The 15,995-nt window shown below is 37.3% G+C and carries 17 protein-coding genes; 7 read left to right on the forward strand and 10 right to left on the reverse strand.

Going from position 1 to position 15,995, the window contains the following annotated elements; genetic code table 11:
* Positions 1 to 156: 156 nt before the first annotated feature.
* Both DRF61_RS07620 and DRF61_RS07625 read right to left on the reverse strand, forming a co-directional pair.
* Complete coding sequence (locus DRF61_RS07620) at positions 157 to 1,824, reverse strand: GLPGLI family protein (protein ID WP_111955658.1); 1,668 nt, start codon at positions 1,822 to 1,824, stop codon at positions 157 to 159.
* A 194-nt stretch (positions 1,825 to 2,018) separates the two neighbouring features.
* On the reverse strand, positions 2,019 to 3,224 hold the full coding sequence (locus DRF61_RS07625) for an RsmB/NOP family class I SAM-dependent RNA methyltransferase (RefSeq protein WP_111955660.1): 1,206 nt from the start codon (positions 3,222 to 3,224) through the stop codon (positions 2,019 to 2,021).
* Between the two features lie 354 nt (positions 3,225 to 3,578).
* Here DRF61_RS07625 and DRF61_RS07630 point away from each other — a divergent pair, with 354 nt between their 5' ends.
* Positions 3,579 to 3,926 (forward strand): zinc ribbon domain-containing protein YjdM, encoded by a 348-nt coding sequence (locus DRF61_RS07630; protein WP_111955662.1) that lies wholly within the window; start codon positions 3,579 to 3,581, stop codon positions 3,924 to 3,926.
* 302 nt (positions 3,927 to 4,228) lie between these two features.
* Here the strand turns inward: DRF61_RS07630 and DRF61_RS07635 are convergent, their stop codons facing one another.
* Entirely contained in the window at positions 4,229 to 5,164 is a 936-nt protein-coding gene (locus tag DRF61_RS07635; RefSeq protein ID WP_111955664.1) for a sulfate/molybdate ABC transporter ATP-binding protein, read from the reverse strand.
* 75 nt (positions 5,165 to 5,239) lie between these two features.
* On the opposite strand from DRF61_RS07635, the gene DRF61_RS07640 reads away from it, so the two are divergent.
* Positions 5,240 to 5,899, forward strand: a complete 660-nt coding sequence (locus DRF61_RS07640) for a YceI family protein (protein ID WP_111955666.1) — start codon at positions 5,240 to 5,242, stop codon at positions 5,897 to 5,899.
* A 126-nt stretch (positions 5,900 to 6,025) separates the two neighbouring features.
* Complete coding sequence (gene pheS, locus DRF61_RS07645) at positions 6,026 to 7,036, forward strand: phenylalanine--tRNA ligase subunit alpha (RefSeq protein WP_111955668.1); 1,011 nt, start codon at positions 6,026 to 6,028, stop codon at positions 7,034 to 7,036.
* A gap of 314 nt (positions 7,037 to 7,350) precedes the next feature.
* Here the strand turns inward: pheS and DRF61_RS07650 are convergent, their stop codons facing one another.
* Positions 7,351 to 8,118, reverse strand: coding sequence for a DUF3108 domain-containing protein (locus tag DRF61_RS07650; protein WP_111955670.1), 768 nt, complete (start codon positions 8,116 to 8,118; stop codon positions 7,351 to 7,353).
* A gap of 154 nt (positions 8,119 to 8,272) precedes the next feature.
* Between DRF61_RS07650 and DRF61_RS07655 the strand changes: the two genes are divergently transcribed.
* Both DRF61_RS07655 and DRF61_RS07660 read left to right on the forward strand, forming a co-directional pair.
* On the forward strand, positions 8,273 to 9,328 hold the full coding sequence (locus tag DRF61_RS07655; protein WP_111955672.1) for an NAD(P)/FAD-dependent oxidoreductase: 1,056 nt from the start codon (positions 8,273 to 8,275) through the stop codon (positions 9,326 to 9,328).
* A gap of 12 nt (positions 9,329 to 9,340) precedes the next feature.
* A complete protein-coding gene (locus tag DRF61_RS07660) occupies positions 9,341 to 9,670 on the forward strand; it encodes a 2Fe-2S iron-sulfur cluster-binding family protein (RefSeq protein ID WP_111955674.1) in 330 nt (109 codons plus the stop codon).
* A 78-nt stretch (positions 9,671 to 9,748) separates the two neighbouring features.
* Here the strand turns inward: DRF61_RS07660 and DRF61_RS07665 are convergent, their stop codons facing one another.
* From DRF61_RS07665 to DRF61_RS07685, 5 genes are all read right to left on the reverse strand, one after another.
* Positions 9,749 to 10,117 carry a hypothetical protein gene (locus DRF61_RS07665; RefSeq protein ID WP_111955676.1) on the reverse strand — a complete coding sequence of 123 codons (369 nt, stop codon included), beginning with the start codon at positions 10,115 to 10,117 and terminating at the stop codon, positions 9,749 to 9,751.
* Positions 10,118 to 10,135: 18 nt separating this feature from the next.
* Positions 10,136 to 10,717: an LOG family protein gene (locus DRF61_RS07670; RefSeq protein ID WP_111955678.1), complete on the reverse strand. Its 582-nt coding sequence runs from the start codon at positions 10,715 to 10,717 to the stop codon at positions 10,136 to 10,138.
* Positions 10,718 to 10,923: 206 nt separating this feature from the next.
* Positions 10,924 to 12,366, reverse strand: coding sequence for an aminoacyl-histidine dipeptidase (locus DRF61_RS07675; protein WP_111955680.1), 1,443 nt, complete (start codon positions 12,364 to 12,366; stop codon positions 10,924 to 10,926).
* Positions 12,367 to 12,472: 106 nt separating this feature from the next.
* The gene (locus DRF61_RS07680) at positions 12,473 to 12,964 is read right to left on the reverse strand and encodes a hypothetical protein (protein ID WP_111955682.1); all 492 of its coding nucleotides are present in this window, start codon (positions 12,962 to 12,964) and stop codon (positions 12,473 to 12,475) included.
* 18 nt (positions 12,965 to 12,982) lie between these two features.
* Positions 12,983 to 13,588, reverse strand: coding sequence for an LURP-one-related family protein (locus DRF61_RS07685; RefSeq protein ID WP_111955684.1), 606 nt, complete (start codon positions 13,586 to 13,588; stop codon positions 12,983 to 12,985).
* A gap of 519 nt (positions 13,589 to 14,107) precedes the next feature.
* Here DRF61_RS07685 and recR point away from each other — a divergent pair.
* Both recR and DRF61_RS07695 read left to right on the forward strand, forming a co-directional pair.
* Positions 14,108 to 14,719, forward strand: a complete 612-nt coding sequence (gene recR / locus DRF61_RS07690) for a recombination mediator RecR (RefSeq protein WP_111955686.1) — start codon at positions 14,108 to 14,110, stop codon at positions 14,717 to 14,719.
* Between the two features lies 1 nt (position 14,720).
* On the forward strand, positions 14,721 to 15,554 hold the full coding sequence (locus DRF61_RS07695; protein WP_111955688.1) for a glycosyltransferase family 2 protein: 834 nt from the start codon (positions 14,721 to 14,723) through the stop codon (positions 15,552 to 15,554).
* Positions 15,555 to 15,605: 51 nt separating this feature from the next.
* Here DRF61_RS07695 and secG read toward each other — a convergent pair whose 3' ends face one another.
* Positions 15,606 to 15,965: a preprotein translocase subunit SecG gene (gene secG / locus DRF61_RS07700; RefSeq protein ID WP_111955690.1), complete on the reverse strand. Its 360-nt coding sequence runs from the start codon at positions 15,963 to 15,965 to the stop codon at positions 15,606 to 15,608.
* Positions 15,966 to 15,995 lie beyond the last annotated feature (30 nt).

The following is a 15,995-nucleotide window of genomic DNA, read 5'->3' on the forward strand; positions in this document are numbered from 1 at the left end:
GTTATTATCTTCTATACAAAATTAAAATGAAATAATTAATAATATATGGTAATTTATTATATGAATTTTAGCCCTTACTTTGTGGCTCGAAATAATTTTTTTTCATCATTTGTGTTTTTACCTTCTTGCAATTCTCTTTGCAAGAAGGTTTTGTTTTTATTGGGATCCAAGCAAAACTCCTGAAACATTCCATGAGCTGAAACTTGTACCTTCCGTTGCTCCCTGAGGGATCTTTATCTGTATTGTATGCTTGCCTGCTTTCATATCTCCAAGAGGAATGAAGTTAGGATTGGTAACTGTTCCGGGACACCAGTTGGACCTGCTGAGGTCCGATGAGGAAAGCCCGTCCGGAAAATTACCTGATGCAGGGTTATAAAGCCTGTAAGAACCACAGTCTGATCTCCAGGGTACAAAAGAAAACATCATTTTTCCATCTAGGAATATAGAATTAGTTTTGGGAACAAATTCATCACCGTTTTCCCAGCCCCCGTGTCCGGTAGTGATGTATCTCAGCTGAGCATTCTTTAAATCTTTTTCTAATGTAAATTCTACCAAAAGTCCTTTATCCCTGTCGAACATAGTTGAGTAATCCTGACCTGCCATCTCCATGATATTTAAAGTATTAAAAAGAGGAATCGCCACATTGTTCCTATAAATGTTCTGGTCACTTTTATGAATAGTGATCTCAAGACTTATTTTATGACCGCCTTTATCATAATTACCGATAAAAGTACCCACCCAGAGTTCCTTTTCAGAAAGAGAGGGCTTCAATTCTGTGATATCCTGTCGGTACGGGCTTACGGTCTGCCAGTCTTTTCCTTTCAGTTGAATATGATTGAATTTCTGAATCCCGAAGGCTGTAAAGAATCTCATCATCTCTATGGCAGGACTGTAATTTTTGGTTGTTGCTACTCCGTAATACTGCTTCCTGTTTCCGTTATCATAAACAGGAAGTGTTTTAGCCCCTTTTTCCAGTCCGTCAAAAAATGAGGTTTCTTTATCCTGTGGAATAAAAAATACGGTTCCTGTTCTGTCGTAAGCATCTCCGTTAGATTGCTGTTTCACTTCGATAAAAATATTTTCACCTTCTTTAATCGCAGGGAATTTTATTTTTTTTAGGATGATGGTTCCGTTGGCAAATCTTTTTACCTGTTCATCCGATTTAGATTGATCTGAAAAATTGATGGTTTCATTGTCAAAAACTTTCAATGTGGTAAAACGACTTTTCCAGAAAAGATCCTTGTAACCCAGCAGATCGGTTGACTGTATTGAGCCTTTTAAAATATGATCAATATCTGTTTTTTTTACTTTTTTAATGGAGCTGGCAGTGACCTGCGAATTTTTATTTCTTTCGATTTCCAGTACAAATCCCAAATTCTGTCCTACAACAGACGGTCCACCATTAATTTTTAAATCATTGGTATACCAAACCTCGATCGTATTGGAATTGATCTTCGTTACTGCTTTTTTACAGGTATAACCCAAAATCTTTTTCGTTTCATTGGTTAATTCAAATGTTTGTTTTCCTATAGATTCGGCATCTGAAGAAGAAATAATTTCTCCCGGTTTCAGGAAAGCATAAGAAACAACCGTATTGGAAGGTTTCTCGATCTTGGTGATCTCAAATGGGTAATCACTTTTCTGTTCCCTTATCTTATTATTCAGAATAAAATTACTTTTTCCATCCGCCCAAACAAGAGTAGGGGACTGTTCGGTAAGAATTTTCCCATTATAAGAACTGGTATATTGGATCTCATAAGTCTGTGCATATGAAAGCCAACATAAGAATAAAGCTGAGAAGCTGAATAGAATTCTTTTATCCATAAGTCTGGGTTTCCGTAAAGTTAATTTTCAATTTTCGGATTTTTGAAACAGTTACATATTATAAGTAGGGATTAATGATGCAGATGTTACAAACCGCTTTCCAATATGGAGAAAAAATATATATTTGACTGCAATTTTCAATAAAAAAGCTGCTCCGGATAGAGCAGCTGTATATTTTATAGATGAGTCAAAGACTAAGAAACTCTTTCGATCAGTGCCATATAGAATCCATCATAACCATGGCTAGGCATTACTTTGTCATCTTTAATTAACTTATAACCTGAGTTGGTTTTCAAGAATTCTTCTACCTGTAAATTATTTTCAGAAGGTAGAATAGAACAGGTAGCATATACCATTTTCCCGCCTACTTTAAGCATTTTGGAGTAATCCTGAAGAATCTGTTGTTGCTCTTTTTTAATTCTGTCAATAAAATCCTGGTCAATTTTCCATTTACTGTCCGGATTTCTTTTTAAAACACCAAGTCCAGAGCATGGAGCGTCGATCAGAAGTCGGTCCACTTTATCATGAAGACGCTTGATCACTTTGTTGTCAGAGATCATGCGGGTTTCGATATTGTGCGCTCCCGCTCTTTTTGCACGGCGTTTCAGTTCAGCCAGCTTCCATTCGAAGATATCCAAAGCTACGATCTGTCCTTTATTCCCCATCAATGCAGCTAAGTGAAGGGTTTTCCCCCCCGCACCCGCACAAGCATCCACAACTCTTTGCCCTTCTTTTACATCCAGGAAATACCCGATCTTCTGTGAAGAAGCATCCTGAACCTCAAATAGACCTTCTTTAAAGGCTGTTGTAAGAAAAACATTCTTCTTTTCCTCAAGCTGTACAGCATCCGGATAGTTTTTTACCGTGTAAGCCACTACACCTTCATCTGAAAGATCAGAAATAAGTTCTTTTGGAGTTGTTTTAAGACTGTTTGCTCTTAATACGGTCGGAGCCTGCTCGTTCAAAGCGTGCATTTCTTTTTCCCAGCCCGGTCCTAATTCTTTTTCCAAAGTTTCAGCCAGCCATTCAGGAATAGAATGCTCGATAGCTTTTGTAGGAACGGTGTTCTTTTTAAGCTTGGTAAGGATATCTGCGATTTTAATTCCGTCAAATTCTTCAAACTTTTTATAATTGGTCTTGCTCCAAAGCAGATACGCAATCATCAGCTTATATATATTGGTTGGTTTTACACCTTCCCCCATATAATATTCAAGACGTTTTTTCCAGCGGATAATATTATAGAAGATCTCAGAAACAACGGCTCTGTCCTGACTTCCCCATTTTCTGTGGGCTTTTAAAAGTCTTTCGATTACCTTATCGGCATATTTATTTTTCTCGAAAAATGTTTCCTGTAAAGCATCGTGAATTCCGATTGCTAGGTTTCTGTGAATAAGTTCCATAAAATTGCTTCGCTGTTTGAATCTGCAAAAGTACGAATTATAGTTGAGAGTTGCAGAATTCAAGTTTTAGAGTGGGAGAGCTTGTGGGTTATGAAGTTTTGGGGTACGGAGTGCCGGCATGAAAGTCGGAGAGTTTTAGGGTTTGAGAGTTCGAAATCCCTAGGGATGAGATCCGGGTTTGAGTCATAGGATTCCATATGATCAAGAAATATTAAATGAATGGCAAGTATCTTGTGGGGTTCCGAGGTCACCAGTTTTAATGTCTGACATCCAAAATCTTGATTTCTGGCCTTTACTTATCTTGATTATGAATACATTCTACAAAAAATTCTACCTTTGCAAAAAATAAAAAATATGAGTGATACTGTACTTTGTCCGAAATGCGGCTCCGAATTTACCTATCCGAGTGAAAATAATATGATGACCTGTTCGCAGTGTTTTTACGAATGGAATCCTGAAGAAACGACTGCTGAAAGTTCTAACGAAGGAAAAATACTGGATTCAAACGGGAATGAGCTTCAGGATGGAGATTCTGTAGTAGTAATCAAGGATCTTCCCGTAAAAGGAGCACCAAAACCGGTAAAAGCTGGAACAAAAGTTAAAAATATCCGTCTAAGACCGGACAGCGATCATAATATTGACTGTAAAATTGACGGTTTCGGATCTATGGCTTTGAAATCAGAGTTTGTGAAGAAAGCATAACGTTTATTTGAAAAAAATAAAAAAAGGAAAAGATTGGACAGTGTAATCTTTCAAAGACTTAATTGCAGGGAAGTGCTAATGTCCGTCTCAGGGCAGAAAGAGAATTAACCAAAAATTTCCTTATGCTGTGGAAATACAAATGTAAGAAAAAGTTTCAAACTGCTTCTTAGATTTGTATTTTTTTTATCCACATATTAACAATAACTGTAAGGAAATGTATAAGTTATGGAAGATTGGCAGATAAGTTTGTGAATTGTATATATAGAAAATTAGTTCAATACCAATAATAATCTTTCTGTTATTTAAACAAAAGAAATCCTGATATTTCCCTCTATCTTCCCGTCTGTATAAACAATAAGTTCTTTATTTTGAACCTTGATCTTATTCCAGTAATGGTTTCCTGCAAACCTGCTTTCCAGGAGTTCGGCTTCATTTCCATTGTCAGAGATTTTTATTTCTTTAGGATAATATGAAAACTTAGGAAGCTGGAACTCTGCTTTTTCTTCCTCACTGAATATGTTCACTTCACCAAAAAGTTTGGCGACATAAGAATTATAAGGCTGCTTGTAGGTTTCTTCCGGGCTGTCGTTCTGGATTAGCCTTCCATCCTTCAGAATGACGATCTGGTCGAGCCAAGGCATAATATCCTGAAGTTCGTGGGTAGAAATAATTAAAGAGATCTGATGTTGTTTCACATACCTGAACAGTCTTTCACGAAGCTCTATTTTTCTAGGGAAATCCAGGTTACTGAAAGGTTCATCTAAAATAAGCAATTTCGGCAATACAGAAAGTGCTCTGGCTATGGCAACCCTCTGTTGCTGGCCTCCGCTTAAATATTTAGGAAGCACATGGGCGAATTCCTGGAGTCCTACCACTTCCAGAAGTTCCATCACCGTTTCTTTTTTTTGAGCTAAATTGATATTAGAAATAAATTTCCCCACATTTTCAGCAACAGTGGCATAAGGCATCAGGTCAAAATTCTGGGCTACCAGCTTCATTTCAGCTTCTCCGGGAACAAGATTTCCCTTGGGACCCAAAAGCCGTTTTCCATTAAAAATAATCTCGCCACTTTCCCAGTCCAGCAGTCCGTAAATAAGGTTAAGCAATGTAGACTTTCCACAGCCGCTTTCTCCTGCCAGTGCAATGATTCTGCCTTCCTCAAAACCCAGATTAAGGTTCTGAAACAGGGGATTATCTTTGGTGTGGGAAAAATATAAATTGTTTATTTCTAAAAGCATAATACAAATGTAAGGTTTTTATGAAAAAATAAAATTTTTTATTATATTAGCGGAAGCAATAAAAATATATCAAAAATGAAAAAAAAACTGTTTACACTAGCTATTCCTGCTTTATTTGTTGCAGCTGTGGTGGTTTCTTGTAAAAAAGACAAACCGGTTACCAGCGAAAGCAATGAAGTAACAACTACAAAAGACGGGAATCAGTATACGGTGGACACATTGAACAGTAAAGTGGAGTGGAAAGGATATAAAGTTTTCAAGTCTGAAAGTACAAGTCATTTCGGAACGATCAAGTTTGAAAGCGGTGATGTTACCATAAAAGACGGAAAGCTTGAAAGCGGGAAATTTGTGGCAGATATGGGCTCTCTGACGTCTGTAGACCTTAAAGACGATGCTGACCAGTTAGGAAAACTGAACGGTCATCTTAAAAGCGGTGATTTCTTTGAAGTGGAAAAATTCCCAACGGCTTCCTTTGAAATTACCAAAGTAACGCCGGCTACGGAAGGAGATTATAACACACTTTTGGATGGGAATTTAACCATTAAAGGTATTTCAAAACCGGTTCAGTTTAAGGCCAACGTTTCTGTAAAAGACGGAGAAGTAAGTGTGGCTACTGAGCCAAAAGATATTAAAAGAGAAGAGTTTGGCGTAAAGTTCCAGGCTCCTGCTGAAAACGGGGTGATCAAGGATGAGGTAACTCTTCAGATCAACGTTAAAGCTTTAGAAAAGAAATAATTTTTTTATTTAAGTGAAATAAGTGATTGAAGTCTGCCTCCCGTAAAGGGGCAGATTTTTTTATCACAGATTCATTATTAAACTTAAAAAACGTATTTTTGCAAAACATTTTGAAAGGGTAAAACAATGATAGAAAAGATAGAAGAACTACTTACCGAAGTAAACAGCTTCAATGCTACATCTAAAGAGGAAATTGAAAACTTCCGAATTAAATATAATGGTAAAAAAGGTGTTCTGAATGATTTTTTTGAAAAATTTAAAGAAGTTCCAAACGACCAGAAAAAAGAATTCGGACAGAAGATTAATTCTTTAAAACAAGCTGTTGCAGGAAAACTGGAAGATCTTAAAGATGCTTCCCAGTCTGCTATTGTCACAGAAAAAGAAGATCTTACAAGGCCAGCTTTTCCATTGGATCTTGGGTCAAGACACCCGATCAATCTGGTGAAAAACAGAATTATTGAAATCTTCAAATCTATAGGTTTCGCAGTAGCCGATGGTCCTGAAATAGAGGACGACTGGCACAACTTCACGGCTCTTAACCTTCCCGAATACCATCCGGCAAGAGATATGCAGGATACTTTCTTCATCGAGCAGAATCCGGATATCCTTTTAAGAACGCATACCTCTTCCGTACAGATCCGTTATATGGAAGAAAACCAGCCGCCGATCAGAATTCTTTCTCCGGGAAGAGTATTCAGAAATGAGGCTATTTCTTCACGCTCACACTGTATTTTCCATCAGATTGAAGGATTGTATATTGACGAGAATGTAAGTTTTGCCGATCTTAAGCAGACAATCCAGTTCTTTACCACTGAGCTTTTCGGTAAATCCAAAATCAGAATGAGACCGTCTTATTTCCCGTTCACAGAGCCTAGTGCTGAAATTGATGTATACTGGGGATTAAACTCTGAAACTGATTACAGAATTACCAAAGGAACAGGTTGGCTGGAGATTATGGGATGCGGAATGGTAGACCCTGCGGTTCTTAAAAATGTAAATATTGACTCTGAGAAATATTCAGGATATGCTTTCGGAATGGGGATTGAAAGAATTACAATGCTTCTTTACCAGATGAGCGACATCAGAATGTTCTTCGAAAATGATATCAGAACTTTAGAACAGTTTAAATCACTATAAAAAATTAAACCTCCGAAATCTCCGGAGGTTTTTGTTTTTAATTACTGACCTAAGAAACAAAACGTAATTAAAAACGAGATTATATTGAAAAATCACAACGTGACCGTTTTAATAGAGGTTTATTAATTTTATATTAATTTTTTCTTCTCTGAAATTCCCTCACCTGAACGAAGTCGAAGCGTTATCTTTATTAGTCTGAGTTTGCTGTTATTAGTAAGACAGCTGGAAATTAAAATGTATTACATTAAACCATAAAAAAGCCTGCAAAAATATTTTGCAGGCTTTTTTTTATAATTCAAAAGGCTGAATATCTTTTATTTATATTTTAAAGGGTATTTCACATTTTTAAGATCATCAATACTTGCTTTCAGTGAACCTACGGCCAGCTCGGCCTGCAGAAGCATTGGAATATGATTGGCGTCATTGGTAACCCACATTGTAACGCCTTCTTTTTCTTTGAAAACCCTTCCACTTTTTACAGACGGGATAATTTTCAGACAGTTAATGGTTCCGAATTTGGTTTTCAGATCCTCAGTTCCTGTCACTTTCAGCTGAAACGGAAACATTTCATCATCGATCCATACATTCATGTTGATCACCGTTCCGACCTTTAATTCACTGGTACTTTTGCTTCTCAGGTAGTAGAAGCATGAAAGCATATCCTGAACGCCTTTTACAGATTTAATCACCTTTGAACCATTGGCAGGAGTCTTTTTATCTGTTAAGATAAGCGTATTATTAGTATGGTTGAAAACGGTTTCAAAATGCTGGCGGTAGCTACCTTCACGTACATTTCTTACATAAAAGCTTGGCAGCCCGGTTTCTATATTAATGAAGCTTTCATATAAATCTTCTACTTTAAAAAAGGCTTTTACAGCGCCTGTAGTTTTTCCTGTACCTTTTACGTACAGATGGGGAACACCCATATAATTTGTCTTTTTGGCAGTAAGATTGGCAGTTCCGGCATTCAGGATTCCATAGTGTATTCTGAATGTAATAGACTCACCGTCAGAGATATTGTCGATCTGAGCATAGCTCAACAGGAACATAAATAGTGCAAAAAGATTTAAAATTTTCTTCATGGTATGAAATTTAACAAAAACATTGCCAAATTTAAGATCCTTAACTATTTACAGAGATTTGATAAATCTCAGGTTTTTATTTAGAATCAATTAAATATGCTTCGCATTAAAATTAGTAAATTTGCAGTTACATGTATAATTAAATTATCTTATTATGATAACCACTGATATATTGATCATAGGAGCCGGACCTACCGGGCTTTTTGCTGTTTTTGAAGCAGGTTTATTAAAAATGAAGTGCCATATTATTGATGCACTTCCGCAGCCAGGAGGACAGCTAGCAGAGCTTTATCCGAAAAAACCTATTTTCGATATTCCGGGATATCCTTCAGTGAATGCTGGAGAATTGGTAGATAATTTAATGGAACAGATCAAGCAGTTCCAGCCGGGATTCACTTTGGGAGAAACTGCGGTTTCTTATACAAAAGTGGATGATGAATGGTTTGAAGTGATCACCAACAAAGGAACGGTGCACAGATGCAAAGCTATTGCCATTGCCGGCGGGTTGGGAACTTTTGAGCCCAGAAAGCCTACTTTTGAAAATGTAGCTGACTACGAGGAAAAAGGTCTTGAATATTTTGTTAAAGAGCCTGAGCATTTCAGAAACAAAAGAGTAGTGATTGCCGGAGGTGGAGATTCTGCTCTTGACTGGAGCGTTTTCCTTTCCAATGTAGCAAGTGAAGTGACTTTGATCCACAGAAGAAATGAGTTCAGAGGAGCTTTGGATTCCGTAGAGAAAGTTCAGGATCTTAAGAACCAGGGTAAAATTAAATTAATTACGCCTGCTGAAGTTACCGGTATCAAAGGGGACGGAAAAGTTGAAGCGATCACGGTAGAAATTGAAGGCCAGGAAGCTTTCGATATTGAAACAGATTATTTCATTCCTCTATTCGGACTGACTCCAAAATTGGGAGAGATCGGAAACTGGGGACTGAATATTGAGAAAAATGCGATCGTTGTAAACAATGCGCTTGATTATCAGACGAATATCGACGGAATCTATGCGATCGGAGATATCAATACCTATCCGGGAAAACTGAAGCTGATCCTTTGTGGTTTCCACGAAGCTACTTTGATGTGTCAGAGTGTTTACAACAGACTGAATCCGGGTAAGAAATTTGTCCTTAAATATACAACAGTAAGCGGTGTAGATGGATTTGACGGCAGCCGTAAGGAAGCAGAAAAGGCAGTTGTGAAAAAAATTGACTAATTTTGCACTATTATGTCAGATATTAATATAAAGATCACCGATCGGGAAGGGATAACCCATGATGTTGTAGCGCCTACAGATATGTCTATGAACCTGATGGAGATCATCCGCTCTTATGAACTGGCGGAAGAAGGAACCATCGGGGTATGCGGAGGAATGGCAATGTGCGCTTCGTGTCAGGTATATGTGATCAATGATCCGGGCCTTGAGCCTATGGGAGATGAAGAAGATGCGATGCTGGCGGAAGCTTACCATGTAAAAGAAAACAGCAGACTGGGATGTCAGCTGCATATGATGGATGCCATGGAAGGTCTTGAAGTGGCGATTGCTCCTTATCCTTAGAATATATTTTTTAATCTTAATATAGAAACCCGTACGAAAAATTCGAACGGGTTTTGTTTTACAATATTAATTATCATTTTATTTTGAATAACATTTCTCTTCGTGAATGATTATTGTATCTTTTTTAATGATTTTAAAATAAGGCTCTCCATTATTTTTTACAAAATAATCACCCGGCTCAATTTCTTTTTTATAGAAAGACCACCATCTGTTACCATCAGAGCATTCACAATGTTGAAAGGTTTCAGGATCAGTTCCTATTAATTTAAATGTTCCTGTATGTTCAATTTTTTCTACCTTAATTTTGCATTTTTCCTTTTTGATCCTTTTAATCCTAGTTTTACAATCTTCCGTAAAGTAAGGAGAGAGGGTTGGAAGAATAAAGACAAAGGTTACAAATACAAGAGCAGATCCTATCATTTCCTTATTAACGTTGTAGTTATTCATATGAAAACTATAAAAGTCTTAAATTTTATCTTTCGAAATCCATTTCCCCACAGTAGGAGCCTGATAATTTTTCATCTTTTCTAAAAGCTCATCAATATTTCCACTTATCAAAAGCATATCACGATTCACCAACTTTAAAAATCCTTTATCCACCATCGTCTGAACCAGTTTTATCAGATCGTCATAAAATCCATCAATATTCAAAATCCCGATTGGTTTCTTATGAAGTCCTAGTTGTGCCCAGGTGATCATTTCAAAAAACTCTTCCAGTGTTCCATAGCCGCCGGGAAGAACGATCACGCCGTCGCAGAGGTCATTCATCTTTGTTTTTCTTTCGTGCATGGTTTCTACGAGGATGAGTTCGGTAAGTTTTTTATGGGCAATTTCTTTGGATTGCAGGAAGTGGGGAAGAACTCCAACGACTTCCCCCTTTTCATTTAAAGCTCCATCCGCAACGGCTCCCATCAAACCAACATCTGCACCGCCATAGATCAATTGTATATGCTGGTGGGCTAATGTTTGTCCAAGCAGGAAAGCCTGTTCTTTAAAAATATCGTCTGTGCCGAAACTGGAGCCGCAGAAAACTGTTATACTTTTCATGATTGTAAATCTTATTAAATAATTTTTTAACCATTAAGGTCAATGAAGTTATTAAGTGAAGTTAAGGGAAATATCAAAGATATTTTTAAGCATGGAGCCTGTACCTTCTTAATCATCTTAACAACTTAAATAAAACCTTAATGGTTTAAATTAAAAATATCCAAAATCATACGACTTTGGATATTCAATATAGCAATTTTATCTTCTTATTTTAAAGGAATATTCGCCAAAATATCTTTAGTGAAACTCCAGAATTTCTGAGCAGAAGAAATATTAGCTTTCTCGTCAGGAGAATGTGCTCCTCTGATCGTAGGTCCAAAGCTTACCATTTCCATTTCAGGATAATTGGCTCCGATGATTCCGCATTCCAGTCCTGCGTGACAAGCTACCACATGAGGCTTTTCGCCAAATTTTTCTGTGTAGATTTTTTCCATCAGCTGTACGATCTCAGAACCCGGTTTTGGCTTCCATCCAGGATAAGAACCACTGAATTCAACGTTCATTCCTGCTAATTCTGCTACAGATTTTAACTGTTCTGCTACCGAATATTTAGATGAATCCACAGATGATCTGGTTAAGTTTAAGATTTTAAGCTCACCGCCTTTTAATTCCACTCTGGCTACATTGTTGGATGCTTCCACAAGATCTTTTACGTCCGGGCTCATTCTGTAAACCCCATTGTGAAGAGATTTTAAAGCAAGGATAATCTTCTTGGAATCTTCTTCGGAAACAGCTTTGTCAGAAGTCGTAGAATTTTCAATATTGATATGGATATCAGGTTCTACTGTAGCAAATTCTTCTAAAATTTCTTTTTTAAGAGCTGTAGCCGTTTCAATAAATTCCTGAGCATTTCTCACGGAAATAAGTGCCGTAGCTTCTCTTGGAATAGCATTTCTCAAGCCGCCGCCGTCAACCGTTACCAACTGAATATTCTGGTTAGTTAAGCCACTGTAAAGAAGTCTTCCCAGAATAATATTGGAATTACCGAAACCTTTATGAATATCCATTCCTGAATGACCTCCCTGCAGGCCTTTTACTTCAATTCTTATAATCTGTCCTTTTGCTGGCTCTGTTCCATAATTTTGAGTAATGGTTACATCTACACCCCCTGCACAACCGATATCGATCTCATCATCTTCTTCGGTATCAAGGTTTAACAGGATTTCTCCAGTCAACTGTCCAGGCTTTAAACCTAAAGCACCGGTCATTCCCGTCTCTTCATCAATGGTGAAGAGAGCTTCCATAGCCGGATGTGGAATATCTGAACTTTCAAGAATAGACATGATGGTTGCTACTCCTAAACCGTTATCAGCACCTAAAGTTGTTCCTTTTGCTTTTACCCAATCTCCATCAACCTCCATTTTGATACCTTCTGTATCGAAATCAAAATTAACATCACTGTTTTTCTGGCATACCATATCCAGATGTGACTGAAGAACGACGGATTTACGGTTTTCCATGCCCGGAGTGGCAGGTTTCTTGATAATAACATTTCCTACTTCATCTACCGTAGTTTCCAATCCTAAATTTTCACCAAATTCTTTGATGAAAGCAATGACTCTTTCTTCTTTTTTAGATGGTCTTGGAACTGCATTTAATTTGGAGAAATTTTTCCAGATAATTTGCGGTTCTATATTAGATAATTCCATGAAATTTTATTTTTATCAAAATTACAAAATAAAAAATGCTTCCGTGAATCCGGAAGCACTTTTTATGTGGAGACTAGAGGTAAATTTGTTTTACCTCTCTTGTTTTTTAACATCCGCATTCGCCGTAAATAGGTAATGTTTCTACAGTACCATCCGGTTTTTCAATCGTCAGGGTACCTTCGAATAATAAAGCTTCTTCACTTTTTATTTTTTTTCCTTTTACAGAAATCTTGTAGTTGTCGCTTTCAATTTCTTTCGTCAGCTCCTCGTCAACTTCCATATCACTTGACGAGATAAGATTCATTGTTAATCTTTTACCGTCAAGTTTCATGTAGGCTGTTTTTCCTGCATCATCAGCATAAATGTATTTTTCTGCTTCAAAATCAGCCTTATTTCTTGCAAAATAGCATGAGCATTCTTTGATCTCTTTTGGAAAAGGGATAATGTCTACTAGAACTTTTCCTGGTGCTGTTTCTGTTTTTGCAGAATCTTTAACAAGGTTTAAAGAATCTGTTGAGGCACTATCCTTAATGACTTCCTTATCTTTTTTACAGGCGGTCAAAAGAAGTGCTGAAAAGAAAATGATTAGATATTTCATTGTTTGTGGTTTTTATGTTTAGCCTCTCGCTCTTTCCAGAAGAACCATCATCAGTAATGATAAGATCACTAAACTTTCGTCTTCGTCATCAATATCGATCATTCTGTCAAGCTGGAATCTTCTTCCGAAGAACGAAGGCATTTTTTTAAGTTTAAAATATTCCTTTCCGTCAATACCTCTTACGGTATAAGCGGGGTTAAGAAAATATCCTGTGAACATTCCTATAATTGGAATCTCACTTACCATTCCATCAAAGAATTTTGTCCATGCATTATCCTCTGCAACCGTGAATTTGGGTTGGTCATTTGAATCCAGGATGTCATAAGTAGATTTCCAGAGAGAGCGCATCCCTTTTCTTGCCAGTCTTCCGTAATTTTTGTTGTCGGTAAGGTCATTTAAAGAATAAGAAGCATTGAAATCGATCCATTGATTGGCTTTGATCCTGAAAAGCTCTTTAGATTTGCTTTCGTCATTGAAAACAATAACATCTTCCTTCAGCTTGAACATTTTCTGACGGACATACGCTACATAGTTCCCGTTTCTGTCAGTAATATTGAAATCACTTGCCAGAGTGGAGATTTTAAATTTGAAATCCAGAGGATAATTTAGGTTTTTAAGTACCATTAGTTTATTTTTTTCATATTAGAACCCCAAAGATAGAGGTTTTTTTTAGAACTAAGAACCAAGAACCAAGAGTCAAGAACCAGGATTTTAGATATCAGATGCCAGATTTCAGACATGAGACTTTAGGGTAAGGCTGAGATTCAGGTTGGAAAATGCCAATGGTGAATTTTGCTTTGCAAGTGAATGGTGAGTGAGCGAACCACGATATAAGAGTCAAGAATCAAGATGCCAGATATCAGATTATGAGTATTGGTGGCTTCGGTGCCTCAGCCTCCAGATATTGTTTATTTTATATTTCTGAAGATGTCAGGTTTTAGTTTATTAAATACGGACCTTAAATAATACAATCATCAACCCTTTTATACCTACATACTCTAAACCCCTCCAACGCTCAAACCCGCATCCCGGAATAGAGCCCTTGAAACTTATAATTCCACCATGTTAAAACCCTAAAAACTCTCCGACTCTCTAACTCTGAAACACACCCAATTCTCAACAATATTCCTTATTTTTGTAGTTATGGATTACCCTAGTAAAGTTTTAGCAAAAGCCGTAGACGAGATTTCAGGGCTGCCCGGAATCGGGAGAAAAACAGCGCTGAGATTGGCATTGCATCTGTTAAAACAACCCAGTTCCAGAGCAATAGGACTTGGAAACTCATTAATCAACCTTGTTAACGAAATAAAATACTGCAAAGAATGTCATAATTTTTCAGATTTTGACGTTTGTGAGATCTGCAGCAATGAGAAAAGAAACAGCGAGCTGATCTGTATCGTTGAAGATGTACGTGACGTAATTGCCATTGAAAACACAGGAAAGTTTACAGGAAAATACCTAATCTTGGGTGGAAAAATATCACCGATGGAAGGCGTTGGGCCCAATCAGCTGAATATACCGAGTATTGAAAGAAAAGTGAATGAAGGCGGGGTAAAAGAATTTATTTTTGCGTTAAGTGCCACAATGGAAGGGGATACAACAGCCTATTATATTTACAAAAAATTTAAAAACTTTAAGGTTAGTTTTTCAAGCATTGCCAGAGGAATCTCAGTAGGAGACGAGCTGGAATATGCGGATGAAGTATCTTTGGGAAGATCCATTATTAACAGGTTGCCATACAACGAAAAGGACTAATATGAAGCTGTCGATAATCATTGTCAATTATAATGTAACCAGGCTGCTGAGAAATTGCCTTCTGTCTGTTCAGAAATATACAGAAGGAGAGGATTATGAAGTAATTGTTATAGATAATGCATCAACAGATACGTCCTGGGGAGATCTTATTCCGGAATTTCCCAAGATACATTTTATATCTTCTGAGCATAATGAAGGTTTTGCTGTTGCCAATAACAAAGCGATAAAAACAGCAGCCGGAGAATATGTTCTTCTTTTAAATCCGGATACCGAACTGGAAGGATATTATATGAAAGATATTCTTGATTTTGCTGATTCTAAGCCGGATTTCGGATGTCTTGGAGTAAGAATGCATGATGCAGAGGGGAACTTTCTGCCTGAAAGTAAACGCTCAGTACCGGATATGTTCAATTCTTTTGAAAAACTGTTTACGAACTTTAAAAGAAGCAATTCAAAATCCTATTACAGAAGTGATATTGATGAAACTGCAGTTGCAGAAGCAGATGTGGTTACCGGAGCTTTTTTATTGATCAGAAAAGAGGTCTACGAAAAAATTGGTGGGCTGGATGAAACATATTTTATGTACGGGGAAGACATTGATCTGTGCTATACCTTATTGAGAAACGGTTATAAAAACTATTATTATGGAAAGGCTTCCCTTCTCCATCATAAAGGAGAGAGCACTATTAAAGATGAGGTGTATCTTGACCGATTTTATGGAGCTATGCAGATCTTTATTGATAAATATTACAGAGAATCTAAGCCTATGCAGTATTCATTCTTAAAAGCAGGACTAAGGCTTCGTCACAAGATCGAGAAGATCAAGCTAAAATAAAAAAGCAGTTCAAATTGAACTGCTTTTGTTATATGTAAGATAAATCTGTTATTATTTTGCCGGAGCTACAGGTGTCTGAGCCGGAGTAGTGGTAGTAGCTGCTGGAGCAGACTGCTTAGCCGGAGCTGTAGTTTCTTTCTTCACTGGCTGCTGCTGTGTAGGAGCTGCTGTTGTAGGCTTACCTGTGATCACAACGCTTATAAGGATAAGAACGATGATTACTGCGCCCAGAGTCCATGTTGCTTTTTCCATGAAATCATTGGTTCTCTGTACTCCGAACTGTGCAGGTGATGCACCTCCGAAAGTACTGGAAAGGCCTCCTCCTTTAGGATTTTGAGCCATAACGATGATTACCAATAAGATGCTGGCAATCATAACAAGAACCATCAATAGTGTAAATATAGTATCCATTAATTCTGATATCTTTTTGAATGGGCAAAT

The organism is Chryseobacterium lathyri (genome assembly GCF_003290185.1).
In the GTDB taxonomy this organism is placed as follows: Bacteria; Bacteroidota; Bacteroidia; order Flavobacteriales; family Weeksellaceae; genus Chryseobacterium; species Chryseobacterium lathyri.